17 protein-coding genes are annotated in these 18,752 nt (G+C 64.5%); 11 read left to right on the top strand and 6 right to left on the bottom strand.

The genetic code is table 11. The annotated features are described in order from the left end of the window. Positions 1–41: 41 nt before the first annotated feature. Together GGD63_RS07035 and GGD63_RS07040 are read right to left on the bottom strand one after the other, a co-directional pair. Complete coding sequence (locus GGD63_RS07035) at positions 42–545, bottom strand: DUF3455 domain-containing protein (protein ID WP_183240291.1); 504 nt, start codon at positions 543–545, stop codon at positions 42–44. 97 nt (positions 546–642) lie between these two features. Further along, positions 643–1,857, bottom strand: a complete 1,215-nt coding sequence (locus GGD63_RS07040; protein ID WP_183240293.1) for an NADP-dependent isocitrate dehydrogenase — start codon at positions 1,855–1,857, stop codon at positions 643–645. A gap of 339 nt (positions 1,858–2,196) precedes the next feature. On the opposite strand from GGD63_RS07040, the gene GGD63_RS07045 reads away from it, so the two are divergent. From GGD63_RS07045 to GGD63_RS07060, 4 genes are all read left to right on the top strand, one after another. Continuing rightward, the gene (locus GGD63_RS07045) at positions 2,197–3,396 is read left to right on the top strand and encodes a TrmJ/YjtD family RNA methyltransferase (RefSeq protein WP_183240294.1); all 1,200 of its coding nucleotides are present in this window, start codon (positions 2,197–2,199) and stop codon (positions 3,394–3,396) included. Between the two features lie 219 nt (positions 3,397–3,615). Further along, positions 3,616–4,962, top strand: a complete 1,347-nt coding sequence (locus GGD63_RS07050) for a tetratricopeptide repeat protein (RefSeq protein WP_183240296.1) — start codon at positions 3,616–3,618, stop codon at positions 4,960–4,962. A 286-nt stretch (positions 4,963–5,248) separates the two neighbouring features. Further along, the gene (locus tag GGD63_RS07055) at positions 5,249–5,557 is read left to right on the top strand and encodes a 1-deoxy-D-xylulose-5-phosphate synthase (RefSeq protein WP_246785378.1); all 309 of its coding nucleotides are present in this window, start codon (positions 5,249–5,251) and stop codon (positions 5,555–5,557) included. Next, positions 5,558–5,848: a hypothetical protein gene (locus GGD63_RS07060; RefSeq protein WP_183240299.1), complete on the top strand. Its 291-nt coding sequence runs from the start codon at positions 5,558–5,560 to the stop codon at positions 5,846–5,848. Positions 5,849–5,946: 98 nt separating this feature from the next. Here GGD63_RS07060 and GGD63_RS07065 read toward each other — a convergent pair whose 3' ends face one another. Beyond that, positions 5,947–7,191 (bottom strand): GGDEF domain-containing protein, encoded by a 1,245-nt coding sequence (locus GGD63_RS07065; RefSeq protein WP_183240301.1) that lies wholly within the window; start codon positions 7,189–7,191, stop codon positions 5,947–5,949. A 454-nt stretch (positions 7,192–7,645) separates the two neighbouring features. Further along, a complete protein-coding gene (locus GGD63_RS07070) occupies positions 7,646–8,293 on the bottom strand; it encodes a TetR/AcrR family transcriptional regulator (protein ID WP_183240303.1) in 648 nt (215 codons plus the stop codon). A gap of 247 nt (positions 8,294–8,540) precedes the next feature. On the opposite strand from GGD63_RS07070, the gene GGD63_RS07075 reads away from it, so the two are divergent. Genes GGD63_RS07075 through GGD63_RS07085 form a run of 3 tightly spaced genes read left to right on the top strand, consistent with a single transcriptional unit; the run spans position 8,541 to position 11,180 of the window. Continuing rightward, on the top strand, positions 8,541–9,083 hold the full coding sequence (locus tag GGD63_RS07075) for an OsmC family protein (RefSeq protein ID WP_183240305.1): 543 nt from the start codon (positions 8,541–8,543) through the stop codon (positions 9,081–9,083). Positions 9,084–9,118: 35 nt separating this feature from the next. Continuing rightward, positions 9,119–10,252 carry an acyl-CoA dehydrogenase family protein gene (locus GGD63_RS07080; protein ID WP_183240306.1) on the top strand — a complete coding sequence of 378 codons (1,134 nt, stop codon included), beginning with the start codon at positions 9,119–9,121 and terminating at the stop codon, positions 10,250–10,252. Between the two features lie 49 nt (positions 10,253–10,301). Continuing rightward, positions 10,302–11,180, top strand: a complete 879-nt coding sequence (locus tag GGD63_RS07085) for a sulfurtransferase (protein WP_183240308.1) — start codon at positions 10,302–10,304, stop codon at positions 11,178–11,180. Between the two features lie 10 nt (positions 11,181–11,190). On the opposite strand, the gene GGD63_RS07090 is transcribed toward GGD63_RS07085, so the two are convergent. Further along, complete coding sequence (locus GGD63_RS07090; RefSeq protein ID WP_183240310.1) at positions 11,191–13,116, bottom strand: sigma 54-interacting transcriptional regulator; 1,926 nt, start codon at positions 13,114–13,116, stop codon at positions 11,191–11,193. 160 nt (positions 13,117–13,276) lie between these two features. Here GGD63_RS07090 and GGD63_RS07095 point away from each other — a divergent pair, with 160 nt between their 5' ends. The 4 genes from GGD63_RS07095 to cynS all read left to right on the top strand — a co-directional run bounded on the left by GGD63_RS07095 (position 13,277) and on the right by cynS (position 17,115). Next, positions 13,277–14,656 (top strand): CmpA/NrtA family ABC transporter substrate-binding protein, encoded by a 1,380-nt coding sequence (locus GGD63_RS07095; protein WP_183240311.1) that lies wholly within the window; start codon positions 13,277–13,279, stop codon positions 14,654–14,656. 184 nt (positions 14,657–14,840) lie between these two features. Further along, positions 14,841–15,683 carry a nitrate ABC transporter permease gene (gene ntrB / locus GGD63_RS07100; RefSeq protein ID WP_183240313.1) on the top strand — a complete coding sequence of 281 codons (843 nt, stop codon included), beginning with the start codon at positions 14,841–14,843 and terminating at the stop codon, positions 15,681–15,683. A 4-nt stretch (positions 15,684–15,687) separates the two neighbouring features. Further along, complete coding sequence (locus GGD63_RS07105; RefSeq protein WP_183240315.1) at positions 15,688–16,611, top strand: ABC transporter ATP-binding protein; 924 nt, start codon at positions 15,688–15,690, stop codon at positions 16,609–16,611. 15 nt (positions 16,612–16,626) lie between these two features. Beyond that, the gene (gene cynS / locus GGD63_RS07110; RefSeq protein WP_183240316.1) at positions 16,627–17,115 is read left to right on the top strand and encodes a cyanase; all 489 of its coding nucleotides are present in this window, start codon (positions 16,627–16,629) and stop codon (positions 17,113–17,115) included. A 69-nt stretch (positions 17,116–17,184) separates the two neighbouring features. Here the strand turns inward: cynS and purB are convergent, their stop codons facing one another. After that, a complete protein-coding gene (purB, locus tag GGD63_RS07115) occupies positions 17,185–18,627 on the bottom strand; it encodes an adenylosuccinate lyase (RefSeq protein WP_183240318.1) in 1,443 nt (480 codons plus the stop codon). Positions 18,628–18,752 lie beyond the last annotated feature (125 nt).

Genomic DNA, 18,752 nt, shown 5'->3' on the forward strand with positions numbered 1-18,752 from the left:
CTGTCGATAGGATGTGTTTACCAACCGGCTGAACGGCGGCCTCAGCTCTTCTTCAAGAAAACGTAATCAGCCGAGTAGGGCGCGCTCTTGAAGTCGCCGGCCTTGTCGCAAGAACCCTCGAGCTTGCCGCCATGGGTGTTGATGCGCTGGACGGTGGTGACGGGCGTCAGGGTGCCACTGCCGCGGCGGGAGGCAACCTCCAGCTTCAGCCAGGGGATATCGGCGGCCGTCGCACCCGGTGCGTTGCCGATGGCCTTGCCGACCACGGCGCTGCCGTCGGCGAGCTCCCAGTTCGGCCCGGCGTAGTGCCGGCCAACGGTCTTGCCTTCGGAGAGCAGGGTGGCGACCGGCTCGCGGAAGGCCCAGGCGAGCTTGCCGTCGGCGGCGGTCTTGCACTCATAGACCTGCGCGCCCTCGGCGTGGACGCTGAGCACGACGCTTTCGCCGGGGGCGGCGATCGCGTCGGGAAGTGGGTCTGCGGCGACAGCGGGCCCGGCCATTGCGGCGAGCAGGAACAGGCAGGGGGCGGCAAGCTTCATGAACATGATGGTCTCCGCAAAAGCTCTCAAAAAAGAAACGGGCCGCGCCCAAAGGCGCGGCCCGTGATGATGTCTGGCCCAGTCGGGCGGAATTGCGGTCGGCTTACGCCGCCAGCGCCTTGCCCAGGTTCTCGGCGACCTTGTCGAGGAAGCCGGTGGTCGAGAGCCAGCGCTGGTCGGCCCCGACCAGGAGCGCGAGGTCCTTGGTCATGTAGCCGGCCTCGACGGTGTCGACGCAGACCTTCTCCAGCGTGTTCGCGAACTTGGCCAGCTCGGCATTGTTGTCGAGCTTGGCGCGGTGCGACAGGCCACGGGTCCAGGCGAAGATCGACGCGATCGAGTTGGTCGAGGTCTCCTTGCCCTTCTGGTGCTCGCGGTAGTGGCGCGTCACCGTGCCGTGGGCGGCTTCGGCTTCCACGGTCTTGCCGTCGGGGGTGAGCAGCACCGAGGTCATCAGGCCGAGCGAGCCGTAGCCCTGCGCGACCGTGTCGGACTGCACGTCGCCGTCGTAGTTCTTACAGGCCCAGACATAGCCGCCGGACCATTTCAGCGCCGAGGCCACCATGTCGTCGATCAGGCGGTGCTCGTAGGTCAGGCCCTTGGCCTCGAATTCCTTCTTGAACTCGCGGTCGTAGATGTCCTGGAAGATGTCCTTGAAGCGGCCGTCATAGACCTTCAGAATCGTATTCTTGGTCGAGAGATAAACCGGGTAGTTGCGCAGCAGGCCGTAGTTCAGCGAGGCGCGGGCGAAGTCGATGATGGAATCGTCGAGATTGTACATTCCCATCGCGACGCCGGCATCGGGGGCCTTGAACACATCCTTCTCGATGACGGTGCCGTCCTCGCCGACGAACTTCATCGACAGGGTGCCCTTGCCGGGGAACTTGAAATCGGTGGCGCGATACTGGTCGCCAAAGGCGTGGCGGCCGATGATGATCGGCTTGGTCCAGCCGGGAACCAGGCGCGGCACGTTCTTGCAGATGATCGGCTCACGGAAGATCACGCCGCCGAGGATGTTGCGGATGGTGCCGTTCGGCGACTTCCACATCTGCTTGAGGTTGAACTCCTTCACCCGGGCCTCGTCCGGGGTGATGGTGGCGCACTTGACGCCGACGCCGACCTTCTTGATCGCCTCGGCGGCGTCGATGGTCACCTGATCGTTGGTGTGGTCGCGGTGCTCCATGCCCAGGTCGAAATACATCAGCTCGACATCCAGGAACGGGTTGATCAGCTTGTCCTTGATGTACTGCCAGATGATCCGGGTCATCTCGTCGCCATCGAGCTCGACGACGGGATTGGATACCTTGATTTTTGCCATGATCGGGGAAGCCCTCTTGGGAACGGCGCCGTCGGCGCCAAAGTGAATATCGCCGCCTCTTAGCACCTGATAGCAGCGGGCGAAAGCCAAGGGATTATGCACTTTTAGCTCATCCAGCTTCCCCAGATGGGGAGCGGCGCCCGGGGGCTGGGGTGAGGCTCCAGAAGAGATTCAAAAGTCGAATCCAACCCGTTATTTCCCTTGAGAATTTCGTCAGGACAGGCAAACGACAGGCGGGCAGCGCCGGCCGGCCCAAGACCCACTCGAAAAGGCCGGCTTGAATCAATTCCTAAAGCGGCCCCGCCAAGGCCTTGAGAGACAGTGTGAAAGCGAAGCGAGATGTCAGGGACTGACAGAAGCAAGGCGGGCCTTTCCCTCGACGGTCCCATCGTCATCCTGGTCGAGCCGCAGCTGGGGGAAAATATCGGCATGGCCGCGCGCGCCATGGGCAATTTCGCGCTTGGCGCCTTGCGCATCGTCAACCCCCGGGACGGCTGGCCCAACACCGCCGCCCAGCGTGCCGCGGCCGGCGCCGACCACATTCTGGAAAAGGTCGAATTGTTCGACACGGTGGAGCAGGCGGTCGCCGACCTCGACCTGCTGTTCGCCACCACCGCTCGCCCCCACGACCAGGCCAAGCCCGTGGTCGGGCCGGAGGCGGCAGCCAGCGAGATCGCCGGGCACGTCGCGACCGGCGGCAAGGCCGGTATCCTGTTCGGCCGCGAGCGCTGGGGCCTGACCAACGAGGAGGTCGGGCTCTCCAACCGCATCATCACCTTCCCGGTCAATCCGGGATTTGCCTCGCTCAACCTCGCCCAGGCCGTGCTGCTGATCGGCTATGAATGGTTCAAGCTGATGACATCAGGCGAACTGCCGCACGCCATGCCGGAGCGCTCCGAGCGCGCCTCGCAGCACCAGATGCAGGCCTTCTTCGACAATCTCGTGCGCGAGCTCGACAAGGTCGAGTTCCTGCGCCCGGCCGAGAAGCGCGACACCATGCTGGTGAACCTGCGCAACATCTTCAGCCGGATGGAGCCGACCAAGCAGGACATGCACACCCTCCATGGCGTCGTCATGGCGATCGCGGAGGGGCGCAAGGGTCCGGCCAAGGGCGGCGTGCTCGACGGCGAGCAGGCCACGCGCCTGCGCGCGCTGCTGGCCGAGCACGGGCAGGGCGGTGGCGTGCCCGACAGCGGCTCGACCGTGCGCGGCCTCGCCCGCCTGCTCCGCCGCAACCCGACCGACGCCGAGCGCCTGCTCTGGCAGGCCCTGACCCGCGACCGCCGCTTCGCAGGCGGGTTCAAGCGCCAGACCCCGGTCGGCCGCCACATCCCGGACTTCGTCTCCTTCCCGCACCGGATCGCGATCGAGCTGGTCAACCCGGGCGAGGGGGAGGCCATCGCCGCCGACCGCGCGGGGCGGCGGACCTGGCTCGAGGCGCGGGACTATCGGGTGCTCGACATTCGCGCGGCGGATGTGGAGCGCGATCTCGAGGCGGAGCTGGTGCGGCTGCAGGGGATGATGGAGCAGAGCGCGTAGGTCACGTCACGCACAGGTTTCGTAGGGTGGGCAAAGCGAAGCGTGCCCACCATTTTGATCAACGAGGCTGAGACGGAGATGGTGGGCACGGCGCTGCGCGCCTTTGCCCACCGAGAGACCGTCATCGTCGCCCGAGTTGCGCCCTCGTCCCGCAACCAAGGGCTGTGCAGACGCGCAATCGGTTGCTATGAAGTCCCCGCGAATTGAAATGGGGACTGCATGTTTGGAATGATGAGCCGCGCTCTGGCTGGCGCGGCGACTGCTTTGACGGTTCTTGCGATTGCGTTTCCCACGATTGCAGATCCCGCCACGGACTGGAAGTGCAACGCGATCACGGAAGTCCCGACCGACGAGCGAATCCAAGCCTGCACGTCCGTGCTGGACTCCGGGAAGTTTGGCGAGCGGGGCACGATCAGCGCTTACTTCAATCGTGCCGGGGCCTACTCCAAGAAGGGCGCGTTCGAACTCGCCGTTGCCGATTACAGCGAGCTGATCAGGCTCTATCCCCGGAACATGTATGCTTATTACAACCGTGCATACTCGTACTATCAATTGGGAGAGATTGACCGCGCGATTGCTGACTACGGCGAGGTCATCAAGGCGAACCCTAAAGATCAGCGAGCTTACTACAGTCGCGCGGTAACATACGCGAAGAAAGGCGATTTCGATCTCGCTATTGCCGACTACACCAGAGCGATTGAACTGAAGCTTGATCCGTCTGCCGCCACTGCCGGGGCGTACTATTCCGGCGGCGATCTGGCCCCAACGGCTCCCGGCCCGTCCTCGCAATTCAATCCCTTACACTTGGCTGCTTATCTGGCCCGCGGCGTCGCCAAAAGCAAACAAGGCAACATCGACGGCGCAATCTCGGACTACGAGAGCGCGCTCGCGCTTAATCCAGGGTACCCACCTGCGTACGTCTATCGTGCGGGCGCATATCGGGCAAAGCATGATCTCGCGCGCGCAATGGATGATTGCGACCGCGCGGTGGCATTCGGACCCAAGGACCCCAACGCGTATATATGCCGCAGCGTCACCGCTCTGGCGCTTGGCGATCCGCGGCGCGCAGTTGCCGCATGCGATCTCGCGATCGAGCGCGCCCCGAAAGCGGCAGGGCTCTATCGTTACCGCGCTGTGGCACACCTCCAGGCGGGTTCGCCCGCGGGGGCGATCGCCGATCTCGATCGGTCCCTGGAGCTCGAGCCCAGAGATCCCTATAGCGCGATCTGGCGCGAAATCGCGGGCCAGCGCGGCAATGTGCCGACTACGCTCTCGGATGCGACCGCCAAGCTGGACATGACCAAGTGGCCAGCCCCGGTGATCCGGTTGCTCCTGGGAACGACGACGGCCGACGAGGTGCTGCACGCGGCCGACGATCCCGATCCGATCAAGAAGAAGGGCCAAATCTGCGAGGCGAACTTTTTCACTGCTGAACTCGCCTTGCAGCGTGGCGTGAAGGAGGAGGCGCAGCGGCTTTTCGGGCTTGCGCTTGCTGATTGCCCGCCGACTTTCGTGGAAGCACAGGCGGCTGCGGCCGAGCTCAAGGCGCTGGGTGTCAATCCCTGATGGGACATCAGTGTTCTTCGTAGGGACGCAGAGAGAACCCGTGGATTGGTCCGGCGGACTGCGCTTTGCGCCGCCGCCGGCTATTAGGGTGGCAAAGCCAAGCGTGCCCACTATGTCGCTCGGCGGAGCTGAGGCAGGAATGATAGGCATGGCGCTGCGCCTTTGCCCACCCTGCGAGCTAAGTTGTAATCCCATTCGATAATCATTATTGATTGCATTAGGGAGGCCGTCTTTTCACTTGCACGTCGTCCGCACGCTAGGTCCGAGCATGCCGAAAACACGCATCATGTATATCGAGGCCAAATCCAGTTCGCTGAACGGACTCGCGCGGATCGGCCGCGTCACTTTTTCGAAGACGGGCAAGTCTATCAGCTATGGCGGACGCACGTTCCAAAGTCTGAAAGGTAGCGGCTTCAAGGCAAACTACTTTGACGTTGAAACCGGAGAAAGGTTTTGGATTTCAGGCCCTCGAAAAGATGGCAAGGATCGCCTCTATCCTGACAGCTCTGCGCCAGTCGAAATCGATCCCGATGTTGCAGAAGAATACTGGCGCGAGATCAGGGGAGAGCTGTTTCGCCATGCCGCCGAGAATTAAATGAGCTATCCGTCAAGGGTCGTCCTTCGACTGCCGCTATCGAATGAAGATCTGTTGTCTGGCTTTGTCGAGCAGTGCCTTCGCGATCGCGTTACTCTTATTGCGGTCGTTGGAGAAGGTACCGCGCGGATAGAGGACATCATCGACGAACTCGTCGTAGGCGACGGGACGGATGACAGACGCTTTGTTGTGACCACCTCGCACGCGAACGAGACGGTGGAAGAGGTGTTGGAGTTTGCCGGCTTTTGGAATGACGAGCGAGATCAGCGCGTCCAGATCGTAAATCTATAGGCAGCAACGATCTCCCCTATGCGTTAAGGAGCGGCGTAGCCCGGATGAGCGAAGCGATATCCGGGGAAAGGTCCCGCATGTCGCTGCGCTCATGCGGGCTACGCCGTGCGGACGGAGCACGCTTCGACCCGCATCAGGCCACGCCCGCGATCGGGGCCTTTCGGGCTGCTCTGTTGCAGCCTGCGCAAGGCCGCGAGGTTGGTCTCGACCGAGGCGAGGCAGCAGCGCGATTTGCCGCCCGACTTCGCCTCGTAGAGCGCGGCATCGGCGACGGCGAGCAATTCGGCGACTTCGGCGCCATGATCCGGCGACATCGCAATGCCGACGCTGGCTCCGACACTGGCGCGCACCTCGCCGCCGAGTTCATAGCGGGCGGCAACTTCGGCGATGAGGCGGTGTCCCGTCTCCTGCGCCATCTCGGCAGTGACGCCGTCGAGGAGCACGACGAATTCGTCGCCGCCCATCCGCGCGACTACCGTGCCGTCAGGCAATACCCGGCGCACGCGCGCGGCCACCGCTTTCAGCACTTCGTCGCCCGCCGCGTGTCCGAACGTGTCGTTGATCGGCTTGAAATTGTCGAGATCGAAGAACATCACCGCGAACTGGCCTTCGGCGCGCGCGGCGAGCCTCGTGCCGAGCGCCTCGACGAAGCCGGCCCGATTGAGCAGGCCAGTGAGCGCGTCGTGATGGGCGCGGTGGCTGTTCTCGCGCTCGGCGCGCATGGTTGCGATCAGCATCCGGTTGAGGCGGAACGCGGCGGCCGTCATTGCGGCGAGATACATCGGCACCTGCAGGAACACGACGTAGAGCATCGGCTCGTGCGTGAGGGCCACGCCGGGAACGATGGGGCCGAGGCTGCAAAGGATCATGGTCCCGGCAAGCCGCGGCGCGCCAAAATTGCGGAAGCAGATGCCGCCGACCATTGCGGCCGCCGACAGGCACGCCAGCATCGCAACGACCCAATCGCCGCTGACGATGCTCGCGATCGCGCCAAAGCCGACGCTGCAGCTCCAGGCGACGGCCAGCACGAGGTGCAGGTCCGTCGGAGTCTTGCGGTGGGCGCGGGCCGCACGGTGCGCGATGATCAGCACGACAAGGCGGGCAGTGCAGATCGCGAGTTCGGCGATGAGCCAGGCGACGAACAGCGCCGTCGGCTGTCGCATCGCGATCACCGCCGCCACCGCTATGGTGTTGACGGCGCCGGCGGCAAATACCGGCAGAGATCCGTGCAACTGGGCAATCAGCGCGGCACGGATGTCGTCGGGCGCCCCCGGCCCGGCATCGGCCAGCCAGCGCGTCACGCGCCAGCTCGGCGCGCTATAGACTTCCGTCCCCGGTTGCATGTGCGGAGCATCCCCTTCGAGACGGTTAAAGGACGACCGCACCTAACGGGCTGTTAAGGTGGAAGCCGATTGTCTCGGCCGTGCTTGACGCAAGGTAAATCGGCGCTGCCGGGGCTGTGGCCGTGCAGGTAGGTGCGGTTTGGTGCAGGCCGGTGTGCGGCGAGGGGAGAGGCGGGTTGGGGTGACGTCGTAGCCCGGATGAGCCAACGGGTCGGCGCAAAGCGCCGCCCGATGACAGGCTCCGCGATATCCGGGGCAAGGTCCCGCATGTCGCCGCGCTCATGCGGGCTACCAGTCTCGTAGGGTGGGCAAAGCGACTTGTCCGCCATAGCTCGAAGAGCGGCGGCGGAAGCGTGCCCACCATCTCGACCAACAAAGCTGAGCGAGTTTGGTGGGCACGGCGCTTTGCGCCTTTGCCCACCCTATGAGATCTACGACACGGGGTGGGAGGGGATCACACCGCCTCGAGCTGATCCGCCGCGCGCTTCTTCTTCGCCTTGGCCTGGCCGAGCAGGGGGCCGGCCGTCAGCGCGGCCGTATCGGCCACACCCGGATCGCGCGAGATCATCGCCGCGACGATGGCGCCGTCGATGATGAGGCCGAGCTGATGCGCCAGCACCGCGGGCTCGCTGGAGCCGAGCTCGCCGGCGAGCTTCTCGATGTGGCCGAGCACGATCTTCTTGTGCTTCAGCGCGATGTTGCGGAATTGTTTTGCGTCCTTGTCGTGCTCGCCGACGGCGTTGATGAAGGGACAGCCGTAGAAGCGCTCTTCCGCAAACCAGCTCTTCAGCGCCGGGAAGATGCGCGTCAGTTTTGTTTGCGCGTCGCCGCCGCCCTGTTCCATCGCGCCGATGAACCATTCGCGCCACTGCTTGCCTTCGCTCTCCAGCACCGCGTTGACGAGATTGGTCTTGGAGCCGAACAGCTTGTAGAGCGTGGTCTTCGCCGTGCCGGCTTCCTCGATGATCGCGTCGATGCCGGTGGCGTTGATGCCGTTCTTGCAGAACAGGTGCGTCGCGGCGCTCAAGAGGCGCCCGCGCGCGGATTCGTCCTCGCCAGCGGCGGCGTGCGGCGAATTCTTTTTCGATGACGTCTTTGCCATGGACTCAAACTTACCCGCAGCCGCGCCGCATCAGCAAGCCGCATCTGTTCGGCGCTGAAAAGATTCGCAAAGGCTGGCCCATCTGCATCGCCTTTAAGCACGCGGCGGCTGATCAATCCGCAGGCAGCGAGGCTTAAGCGGCTCCAATGCTTCGCCTTTTGTTTTCGGCCGGCTCTGGCACGCTCCATGCAAGGAAACAGACCGTTCGGTATCCTACCGATTTCCACTTCTGCCAGGGAGAAGATTGATGACTGCCGTCGTTCAAAAGACAGTGCTGACGGGGTGCCTCGCGCCCATCGACAAGAACGGGCTCGAGCAACTGATCGCCAACGGCAAGGCGAATCCGAAGGTCATCAAGACCTTGAAGTGCAAGACGGTGGCGGAAGGCAAATTCCGCCACGCCAACTACATCCGCAACCTGCAGCCCTACATCGTCGACGAGCCGCCGGGGCTCTTGGGCGACGACACCGCGCCCAACCCGTCGGAGGCCTCGCTGGCCGCGCTTGGCTCCTGCCTTGCGGTCGGCCTGCACGCCAACGCCGTGCATCGCGGCTGGATCGTCAACAAGCTCGAGCTCGAGCTCGAGGGCGACCTCAACATCACCGCGGTCTGGGGCACCGGCGATGTCTCCGACAAGCCGGTCGGCTTCACCGACGTCCGCGTCAAGGTCGACATGGAGTGCGAGGGGATCTCGCAGGACGAGATCAACGCGCTGGTGGCCCATGTGAAGAAATGGTCGCCGGTCGCCAACACCTTCACCCGCCCGGTCAATCTCGAGGTCGGCATCTAGCAGACATCAACCAGGACAAGGTGCGGGAGACGATCATGGGTTCACTGGCTTTATCGCGGGCCGACGTTTTGGATCAGCCCGCACCGTCCATTGCAGGGGAGGTGGCGCGGATTGCGCGGGAGCAGCTCGCGCCGCTCGCCGCCGGAATCGACGACGGCTCGGTCTATCCGGCCGAGGTGCTGCGCGCGTTCGGCGCGGTCGGCGCCTGGGGCAGCCACATGCCCCAGGAAGGTCCTGCGGACTTGCGCTGCGCGATCGAGTCGATGGCTGTCATCGGCGAGGTCTGCGGCGCCACCGCCTTCATGGCCTGGTGCCAGAACACGCTGGTCTGGTACGCGGCCAACTCGACCAATCTGAAGCTGGCGAGGCGTTTTGGCGATGCCTTCTCGACCGGGCGCGTGCTCGGCGGCACCGGCCTCTCCAATCCGATGAAAAGCTTCTTCGGCATCGAGAAGCTCAAGCTGAAAGGGCGCAAGGTCGAGGGCGGCTACATCGTGCGCGGCGCGCTGCCCTGGGTCTCCAATCTCGGCCCGGATCATTTCTTTGGCACGATCTTCGAGCGCGAGGACGATCAGGGCATCGCAAGTGGCGAGCCCGGCACCGTGATGTTCCTCGCCGACTGCTCGGACCCCGCAATCACGCTGACGCCGTGCAAGCCGTTCCTCGCGATGGACGGCACCGGCACTTACGGCGTGCAATTCCGCGACGTCTTCGTGCCGGACGAACTGATCCTCGCCGATCCCGCCGCACCCTTCGTCAAGAAGATCCGCGCCGGCTTCATCCTGCTCCAGGCCGGCATGGCGCTCGGCGTCATCAGAGACTGCATCAACATCATGGACGAGGTCGATAACCCGCTGGGCCATATCAACCGCTATTTGCCGCAGCAGCCGGTGCATTTCCGCGATCTCGCCGCCGAGCTCGAGGCCGAGACCATGGCGCTGGCGCGCGATCCCTACAACGAGGAGGAGACCTACTGGCGCAAGGTGATCGCGCTGCGGCTTCGCGCGGGCGAGGCCAGCGTGGCGGCGGCGCATGCGGCGATGCTGCATTGTGGCGCGCGCGGCTACCTTAGGAGCCACCGCGCGCAGCGGCGCCTGCGCGAGGCCTATTTCGTCGCTATCGTCACGCCGGCCACCAAGCAGCTGCGCAAGATGCTCGCCGATGCCTGAGTTCTACGAGTCCACCTGAAGACCCCCCAACCTCAACGGAGAGGCTGCCATGACTGACGTCCTGATCACTGCCGTCGAACTTGCCGATCTCTTGAAAACCGAGCCGTGTGTCGTGATCGACACCCGCAATCCCGACGCCTACGCCGCCGGGCACCTGTCGGGCGCCGTGAACGTGCACGAGATCTTCACGTTCCTGGCGACCTCGACACCGGAGGGCATGGCCGAGCTGAAGACAAAATTCGCCGACGCGTTCGGCGGCGCCGGCCTCTCCGGCAAGGAGACCGCTGTGATCTACGAGCAGTCGATGAACTCCGGCTTCGGCCAGTCCTGCCGCGGCTATTACCTGCTCACCATGCTCGGCTATCCCAAGGTGAAGGTGCTGCATGGCGGCTTCGATGCCTGGTCGGCGGCGGGCTTCCCGGTGACCAAGGACGTGCCGACGCCGGTGAAGGCTTCGTTCGCGATCGTGCCTGAAGCGGGCGAGATCCTGATCGATGCCAAGACCATGCTCGGCGCGGTCGGCAAGCCCGGCGTCGCCATCCTCGACGTGCGCGATGTCGATGAGTGGATTGGCGACAGCTCTTCGCCGTACGGCAAGGATTTCTGCCCGCGCAAGGGCCGCATTCCCGGTGCCGTCTGGCTGGAATGGTACCGCATGATGAAGCCGACCGCCGAAGGTCCGCGCTTCAAGTCCAAGGACGAGATTCTGGCCGAATGCGCCACCGTCGGCATCTCGACCACCACGCCGGTCTATCTCTACTGCTTCAAGGGCGCGCGGGCCTCGAACACCTTCCTCGCTCTGAAGAACGCCGGCGTGAAGGACGTGCGGATGTATTTCGGCTCCTGGAACGAATGGTCGCGCGATCCCTCGCTGCCGATCGAGCAGGGATTGCCGATTGCAACCGGTGTGACGACCAAGGCGGCGTGAGCGCGCGCGATCACATGGCCCGCGGACGAGGCGCGATTCCCAGTGCCTTGATCCGCGAGGCCAGCGTGGTCGGTTTGATATCGAGCATCTCGGCCGCGCCGCCGGGGCCGAAGACTTTTCCGGCGCAGGCCTCGAGCGCGGCCAGGATGTTGGCGCGCTCGTGGTCGCGCATCTCCGACGACGTCATCACAGCGGGGCGCGCGTCGGCCTTTTGGCGGGCGGCGCCGGCCGGAGCTGATGCGCCGGGGACATCAGGAAGATCGATGCGCAGGCGGCCGTTTTGCGACAGGATGGCGGCGCGCTCGATCACGTTCTGCAATTCGCGGACATTGCCGGGCCAGTCGTAGCGGGTCAGCCGCCGCGCATCGCCCTCCGACAGCCGCAAGCTCGACTTCAGCGCCTTGCTCTCGCGCGTCAGAAAATGCTGGGCGAGCAGGGGAATGTCCTCGCGCCGTTCACGCAAGGGGACGGTCTCGATCGGGAACACGTTGAGGCGGAAATACAGGTCCTCGCGAAAGCGGCCGCGCTGCACCTCCTGCTTGAGGTCGCGGTTGGTCGCGGCGATGACGCGGACGTCGACGGCGCGGGTGCGCTCCTGGCCGACGCGTTCGAAATGGCCCTCCTGCAACACGCGCAGCAGCTTGCCCTGCAGTTCGAGCGGGATCTCGCCGACCTCGTCGAGGAACAGCGTGCCGCCGTCGGCGAGCTCGAAGCGGCCGATGCGGTCGCGCGTCGCGCCGGTGAAGGCGCCGCGGACATGGCCGAAGAACTCGCTCTCGAACAATTCGCGCGGGATCGCGGCGCAGTTGACGCGGATCAGCGGCCGGTTGCTGCGGGTGGAGTCCTCGTGGATGGCGCGCGCGATCAGCTCCTTGCCGGTGCCGGATTCGCCGGTGATCATCACCGCCGCCGTGGTCGGTGCCACCAGCTTGACCTGGCGCAGTGTCTTCTGGATCGCCTCGCTTTGACCGATGATGCCGCGCGGATTGGTCTCGATGCGGATTTCCTCCTGGAGATAGGCGTTCTCCAGCTCGAGCCGCTCGCGCAGGCGGTCGACCTCGGTGAGCGCGGCGTGCAGCTTCTCGTCGGCCTCGCGGCGCTGGCTGACGTCGCGAAACACGACGACGGCGCCGACCACGACGCCGCGATCTCGGATCGGCGTGGAAGTGTATTCGACCCAGGCCGGCGAGCCGTCCTTGCGCCAAAACACCTCGCCGTCGACCTGGTGCACGGCGCCGTCGCGGAACGCCGCGTAGATCGGGCAATCATGGTTGTGATAGTGCCGGCCGTCGTGATGGGTGTGGTGGACGATCGGGTGGATCTCCTTGCCGACCAGCTCCTCGGCAGTCCAGCCGAGCATGCGCTCGGCCGCGGGATTGACGAAGGTGGTCTTTCCTTCCGCGTTGACGCCATAGATGCCTTCACCGGCGGCGCGCAGGATCAGCTGGTTCTCGCGCTCGATGTCCTGGAATACGCGCTCGACCCGCTGCCAGGTCGAAATGCCGCCGCGCATGTGGTCCTCGGCAGCCGCATCGACATTGCGGCGGCGGCGCGCTTCGAGATCGGTCAGGGTCAGCAGCAGCAGCGAGCGGCCGTCATGCGGCAGCAGGCAGCCGGCATATTCGAGCTGGAGATTTTGCCCCGTCGCATGGCGGGGAGTGAGGGCCGTGGTCCAGTAGGCGCCCTTGTGCAGCACGGCCTGGGTGAAGACGGTGAGGGCCGGAAGCTCGCCGGCGTGAAGCGTGCTGGCCCTGGTCTGCCGCAGCAGGGCGCGGTCGTAGCCGAGTAGGGCGCAGGCGGCGGGATTGGCATCGACGATCTGGTCGCTGAAGGGGTCGACCAGCAGTGTCGCCTCGACCGAGGATTCGAACGCCGCGATGCGCGGATCGATGGCCTCGGCGGTATCGTCGTGGGCAAGCATCGGCGTCGTTGCCATTACGAAATCTCGTTATTTGACTACGAATTCTCGTGTATCACGAGTTTTCGTAGCGGCCAAGTGGGACCGAAAGTGCTGCGTCATCAATGCACTGGCCGGTCGAAGGGGCGTGGCATGCTCCTTGCGTAATTGCTCCTCGCAATGACGCGCAGGAGGGCCGATGTCCACGTTCGACAATCCGTTTGATTCCGATCGCAACCTTCAAGCCGGCTGTGGCTGCGGCCAGCATCGTTCTGCGGCTGAGCACGAGCAGGCCGCGGCGCTGCGCTGCGAGCCCGTCGAGAGCGAGGAGAAGCGCTACGAGGGCGTCGTCGCTTCCGCCGCGATGCGCGCGATGTTTCCGCAGGACGTGGCGCGGCGGGCGTTCCTGAAGTCGGTCGGCGCATCGACGGCGCTGGCGGCACTCTCGCAGTTCTTCCCGCTCAAGACGGCGACCGAAGTCTTCGCGCAAACCGGCACGCCGGAGAAGAAGGACCTCAAGGTCGGCTTCATCCCGATCACCTGCGCGACGCCGATCATCATGGCGGCGCCGATGGGCTTCTATTCCAAGCACGGCCTCAACGTCGAAGTGGTGAAGACCGCCGGCTGGGCCGTGATCCGCGACAAGACCATCAACAAGGAATACGACGCCGCGCACATGCTGGCGCCGATGCCGATCGCGATCTCGCTCGGCCTCGGTGCCAACGCTATCCCGTTCGCGGTGCCCGCGATCGAGAACATCAACGGGCAGGGCATCGTGCTGGCGACCAAGCACAAGGACAAGCGGGACCCAAAGGACTGGAAGGGCCTGAAATTCGCGATTCCCTTCGACTATTCCATGCACAACTATTTGCTGCGCTATTATCTCGCGGAAGCCGGCCTCGACCCCGACACCGACGTGCAACTGCGCTCGGTGCCGCCGCCGGAGATGGTCGCGAATTTGCGCGCCGACAACATCGACGGCTTCCTCGCGCCCGACAACATCTGCCAGCGCGCGATCTATGACGGCGTCGGCTTCATGCATCTGCTCTCGAAGGAGATCTGGGACGGCCATCCCTGCTGCAGCTTTGCTGCCAGCAAGGAGTTCATCACATCAGCGCCGAACAGCTTTGCCGCGCTGACGCGCGCCATCGTCGATGCCACCGCCTACGCGTCGAAGGCGGAGAACCGCAAGCAGATCGCGGAGGCCATCGCGCCGGCCAACTACATCAACGCGCCGGTCACGGTGCTGGAGCAGGTGCTCACCGGCACTTATGCCGACGGCCTCGGCGGGGTGAAGACCGACGCCAAGCGCGTCGATTTCGATCCGTTCCCCTGGCAGTCCTTTGCGGTGTGGATGCTGACCCAGATGAAACGCTGGGGTCAGATCAAGGGCGATGTCGACTACAAGGCGGTGGCCGAGCAGGTGTATCTCGCCACCGACACCAAGAAGCTGATGACCGAGATGGGCCTGTCGCCGCCGACGAGCAGCTACAAGTCGTTTGCGGTGATGGGCAAGACGTTCGACCCGACGAAGCCTGAGGATTACGTCGCGAGCTTCAAGATCAGGAAGGCGTCGTGATGGACTCGGCTCGTGCTTTCTTCGCCTCTCCCCGCGTGCGGGGAGAGGCCGACGCGCTCCGGGCGATGCGAAGCATCGTCCCGAGCGCGGCGGGTGAGGGGGACTCTCCGCGAGTCCAACTCTCACCTCCCTCGCGGAGAGCCTCCCTCACTCCGACCCTCTCCCCGCAAGCGGGGAGAGGGAGATGAAGACATCCTCCCTCCGTCTCCGCGCCGGCCTCGTCTCGATCGCGCTGCTCGCTGCCTTCCTCGGCATCTGGCATCTCGCCACGCGCTCCACCGCGCCGGTCGCGACGATGAGCCCGGAATACGCCAAGCTGATGGGCCTGACCGCGACGCAGGGCAAATCCGCGATGCCCGGGCCGCTCGATGTCGGCGCGAAGCTTTGGGAGCACCTGAAGCGGCCGTTCTACGACAACGGGCCGAACGACAAGGGCCTCGGCATCCAGCTCGCTTATTCCATCGCGCGCGTCGGCACCGGCTATCTGCTGGCGGTGCTGGTTGCCATTCCGCTCGGCTTCCTGATCGGCATGTCGCCGCTGCTCAGCAAAGCGCTCGATCCGTTCATCCAGGTCTTGAAGCCGATCTCACCCCTGGCCTGGATGCCGCTCGCGCTCTACACCATCAAGGATTCCTCGGTCTCCGCCATCTTTGTGATCTTCATCTGCTCGATCTGGCCGATGCTGCTCAACACCGTGTTCGGCGTCGCCAGCGTTCGTAAGGAATGGATCAACGTCGCGCGCACGCTGGAGGTCGGCACCATCAGGCGTGCCTTCACCGTGATCCTGCCCGCAGCGGCGCCGACGATCCTGACCGGCATGCGCATCTCGATCGGCATCGCCTGGCTCGTGATCGTCGCGGCCGAAATGCTCGTCGGCGGCACCGGCATCGGCTACTTCGTCTGGAACGAGTGGAACAACCTTTCGATCACCAATGTCATCATCGCGATCCTGCTGATCGGGATCGTCGGCATGCTGCTCGACCAGATCCTCGCGCGCTTCACGCGCATGGTCACCTTTCCGGAGTAGGGCGATGACCGACAAATTCGTCTCCATCGAAGGCATCGCCAAGCGCTATCCTGGTGGAGGCGGTGCGACGACCACCATCTTCGAGAACCTCTGGCTCTCGATGGCGCGCGGCGAGTTTTGTTGCGTGATCGGCCATTCCGGCTGCGGCAAGACCACGGTGCTCAACATCCTCGCCGGCCTCGATGCGCCGAGCGAGGGCGCCGTCATCGTCGACGGGCAGGCGATCTCGGGCACCAGCCTCGACCGCGCCGTGATCTTCCAGAGCCATGCGCTCTTGCCCTGGCGCACCGTGCTCGGCAACGTCGCCTATGCCGTGAGCTCGAAATGGCGCAGCTGGGACCGCGCCAAGGTCAAGGCGCACGCGCAGAAATTCATCGATCTCGTCGGGCTCACCGGCTCCGAGCACAAGCGCCCGTCAGAACTCTCCGGCGGCATGAAGCAGCGCGTCGGCATCGCGCGGGCGCTATCGATCACGCCAAAAATGATGCTGATGGACGAGCCGTTCTCGGCGCTGGACGCGCTGACGCGCGGCACGCTGCAGGACGAGGTCCGGCGGATTTGTCTGGAGACTGGGCAGACCGCGTTCATGATCACCCATGACGTCGACGAGGCGATCTATCTCGCCGACAAGATTTTCCTGATGACCAACGGTCCCGGCGCGGTGCTGGCCGAGGTCGTCGAGAATCCGCTGCCGAGGGATCGTGGCCGCACCGACCTGCACCGCCATCCGCTCTATTACGCGCTGCGCAACCACATCATCGATTTCCTGGTGACGCGCAGCAAGACGTTCACCACTGAAAGGCCGGATCACGATCCGCGCAACGTGCCGGTGGTGCGCATCGGCAAGCCTGGCCTCTCGATCGCATCCAGCGGCGAAGAGCAACGACAGACCTGGACACCCGGGACCAGTCCTGGACTAACCGCCTAACGAGGAGACCCTGAGATGAAACGCGAAGACCTCACCGAGAAGCTGCTCGACATCAAGCGCGAGAAGGGCTGGAGCTGGAAACACATCTGCGAGAAGATCGGCGGTTATTCCGAGGTGCTGATCGTCGGCGCGATCATGGGCCAGATGAAGCTGACGAAGCCCCAGGCGGCGAACGCCGGCGAACTGTTCGGCCTCTCGAAGGCCGAGACCGCCATGCTCAACGAGGTGCCGATGCGCGGCACCGGCACGCCGATGCCGCCGACCGATCCCTTGATCTACCGCTTCTACGAGATGGTGATGGTGAACGGCCCGGCCTGGAAGGCGCTGATCGAGGAAGAGTTCGGCGACGGCATCATGTCGGCGATCGACTTCGACATGGCGATCGAGCGCGTCGCCAATCCGAAGGGCGACCGCGTCAAGATCACCATGAGCGGAAAATTCCTGCCGTACAAATATTACGGCGCCAGCGGCAACGTGCCGGAATACGGCTTCAAGGAGGGCTGACGGGGACGAGTGGGGAATTGCGAATAGCGCACGGCTTCTTGCCGCGCGCTATTCGCTCCTCAGTGTTCGCTATAGGATCGCACCCGGAGTATAGCTGGCCGCTACGGGGTTGGCCTTGGCTAGCGCATCCACCTGCTCGGCGAAGTGATCGACCTGAGCGCCGGCATCGCCGGAATTGGCGCGACCATGATCGAGCACGCGCTGCAGTTCGGCCTCGCTCATGGCGAGACGCTGGTCGGCGGCGAGCCGCTGTAACAGGTCGTTCTGCACGATCTTGCCGGTGCGGAGGTCGCGAATGGCCGCGACCGCATGTTCCTTGATCGCCTCATGCGCGCCTTCACGGCCGGCGCCTTTCTTCACCGCTTCCATCATCACCGTGGTGGTCAGCAGGAAGGGCAGATAGCGGTTGAGCTCGGTCGCAACGACGGCGTCGAAAATTTCCATCTGGTCGAGCACCGAGAGCAGCGTCTCGAGCAGGCCGTCCATGGCGAGGAAGGTGTCGGGCAGCATCACGCGGCGGACCACGGAGCAGGAGACGTCGCCTTCGTTCCACTGATCGCCGGCAAGACCCGCGGCCATCGCGAGATAGCCCTTCAGCACCACATGAAAGCCGTTGATGCGCTCGCAGGAGCGGCTGTTCATCTTGTGCGGCATCGCGGACGAGCCGACCTGGCCCTTGGCAAAACCTTCACTGGCGAGCTCATGGCCCGCCATCAGGCGCAACGTCTTGGCGAAGCTGCCCGGACCGCTGGCGAGATCGACGAGCACGCTGACGGCGCGGAAGTCGAGGCTGCGCGGATAGACCTGGCCGACGGCATCGAAACTTCTGGGCAGGCCGAGATGGACGAGGATACGTTGTTCGAGCGCGCGGGCCGTGCCGGCATCGCCGTTGAACAGGGTGATCTGGTCGAGCCGCGTGCCGACCGCGCCCTTCAGGCCGCGCGCGGGATAGGTGTTCAGCACATTGACGAGGCTCTGATGCGCCAGCAGCATCTCCTCGCCGAACATGGCGATGCGCTTGCCGAGCGTCGTGACCTGCGCGGCCACGTTGTGCGTGCGCGCCGTGAACGGCATGTCGCGCAGCTGCTTTGCGTGTTTCGCAAAACGCATCAGCGCGGCGATGCTCTTGGTCTCGATCAGCTGCAGGCCGCGGTAGACCTGGAGCTGCTCCACGTTCTCGGTGAGGTCGCGGCTGGTCATGCCCTTGTGCAGGTGCTCGTGACCGGCAAGATCGCAGAACTCCTCGATACGCGCCTTCACGTCGTGGCGCGTAATGCGCTCGCGGCGCATGATGGACTCGAGGTTAACCCGGTCCTTCACCCGCTCGTAAGCCTCGATCACGCCATCCGGCACGGGAATGCCGAGATCGCGCTGACCTTTCAGCACGGCGATCCAATAGTCGCGTTCGAGGCGAACCTTGCCTTCGCCGCTCCAGATGGCGCGCATGGCGGGCGAGGCATAGCGTTCGGCAAGGACGTTCGAGATATGATCTTGGGTCTTATCCTGGGACATGCCGCTCATTTGGCATTGCCGGAGGCCGACTACAAGTCGCGAGCCGGCCCCGGGGCGCCAGCATGGCACATCCGTCCACATTCCCTGCCGGACCTAGGCGGCGCGGCTGTTCCGCGCCGGCCGGG

The sequence above is a fragment of the Bradyrhizobium sp. cir1 genome (assembly GCF_014198245.1).
Taxonomy (GTDB): domain Bacteria; phylum Pseudomonadota; class Alphaproteobacteria; order Rhizobiales; family Xanthobacteraceae; genus Bradyrhizobium.

Excerpts from the sequence above, each read along its gene's own strand:
- GGD63_RS07035 (WP_183240291.1), bottom strand. The coding sequence starts at position 545 with ATGTTCATGAAGCTTGCCGCCCCCTGCCTGTTCCTGCTCGCCGCAATG.
- GGD63_RS07045 (WP_183240294.1), top strand. The coding sequence starts at position 2,197 with ATGTCAGGGACTGACAGAAGCAAGGCGGGCCTTTCCCTCGACGGTCCC.
- GGD63_RS07055 (WP_246785378.1), top strand. The coding sequence starts at position 5,249 with ATGTATATCGAGGCCAAATCCAGTTCGCTGAACGGACTCGCGCGGATC.
- ntrB (WP_183240313.1), top strand. The coding sequence starts at position 14,841 with ATGAAGACATCCTCCCTCCGTCTCCGCGCCGGCCTCGTCTCGATCGCG.
- cynS (WP_183240316.1), top strand. The coding sequence starts at position 16,627 with ATGAAACGCGAAGACCTCACCGAGAAGCTGCTCGACATCAAGCGCGAG.
- GGD63_RS07060 (WP_183240299.1), top strand. The coding sequence starts at position 5,558 with ATGAGCTATCCGTCAAGGGTCGTCCTTCGACTGCCGCTATCGAATGAA.
- purB (WP_183240318.1), bottom strand. The coding sequence starts at position 18,627 with ATGTCCCAGGATAAGACCCAAGATCATATCTCGAACGTCCTTGCCGAA.
- GGD63_RS07080 (WP_183240306.1), top strand. The coding sequence starts at position 9,119 with ATGGGTTCACTGGCTTTATCGCGGGCCGACGTTTTGGATCAGCCCGCA.
- GGD63_RS07040 (WP_183240293.1), bottom strand. The coding sequence starts at position 1,857 with ATGGCAAAAATCAAGGTATCCAATCCCGTCGTCGAGCTCGATGGCGAC.
- GGD63_RS07050 (WP_183240296.1), top strand. The coding sequence starts at position 3,616 with ATGTTTGGAATGATGAGCCGCGCTCTGGCTGGCGCGGCGACTGCTTTG.
- GGD63_RS07070 (WP_183240303.1), bottom strand. The coding sequence starts at position 8,293 with ATGGCAAAGACGTCATCGAAAAAGAATTCGCCGCACGCCGCCGCTGGC.
- GGD63_RS07065 (WP_183240301.1), bottom strand. The coding sequence starts at position 7,191 with ATGCAACCGGGGACGGAAGTCTATAGCGCGCCGAGCTGGCGCGTGACG.
- GGD63_RS07075 (WP_183240305.1), top strand. The coding sequence starts at position 8,541 with ATGACTGCCGTCGTTCAAAAGACAGTGCTGACGGGGTGCCTCGCGCCC.
- GGD63_RS07085 (WP_183240308.1), top strand. The coding sequence starts at position 10,302 with ATGACTGACGTCCTGATCACTGCCGTCGAACTTGCCGATCTCTTGAAA.
- GGD63_RS07105 (WP_183240315.1), top strand. The coding sequence starts at position 15,688 with ATGACCGACAAATTCGTCTCCATCGAAGGCATCGCCAAGCGCTATCCT.
- GGD63_RS07090 (WP_183240310.1), bottom strand. The coding sequence starts at position 13,116 with ATGGCAACGACGCCGATGCTTGCCCACGACGATACCGCCGAGGCCATC.
- GGD63_RS07095 (WP_183240311.1), top strand. The coding sequence starts at position 13,277 with ATGTCCACGTTCGACAATCCGTTTGATTCCGATCGCAACCTTCAAGCC.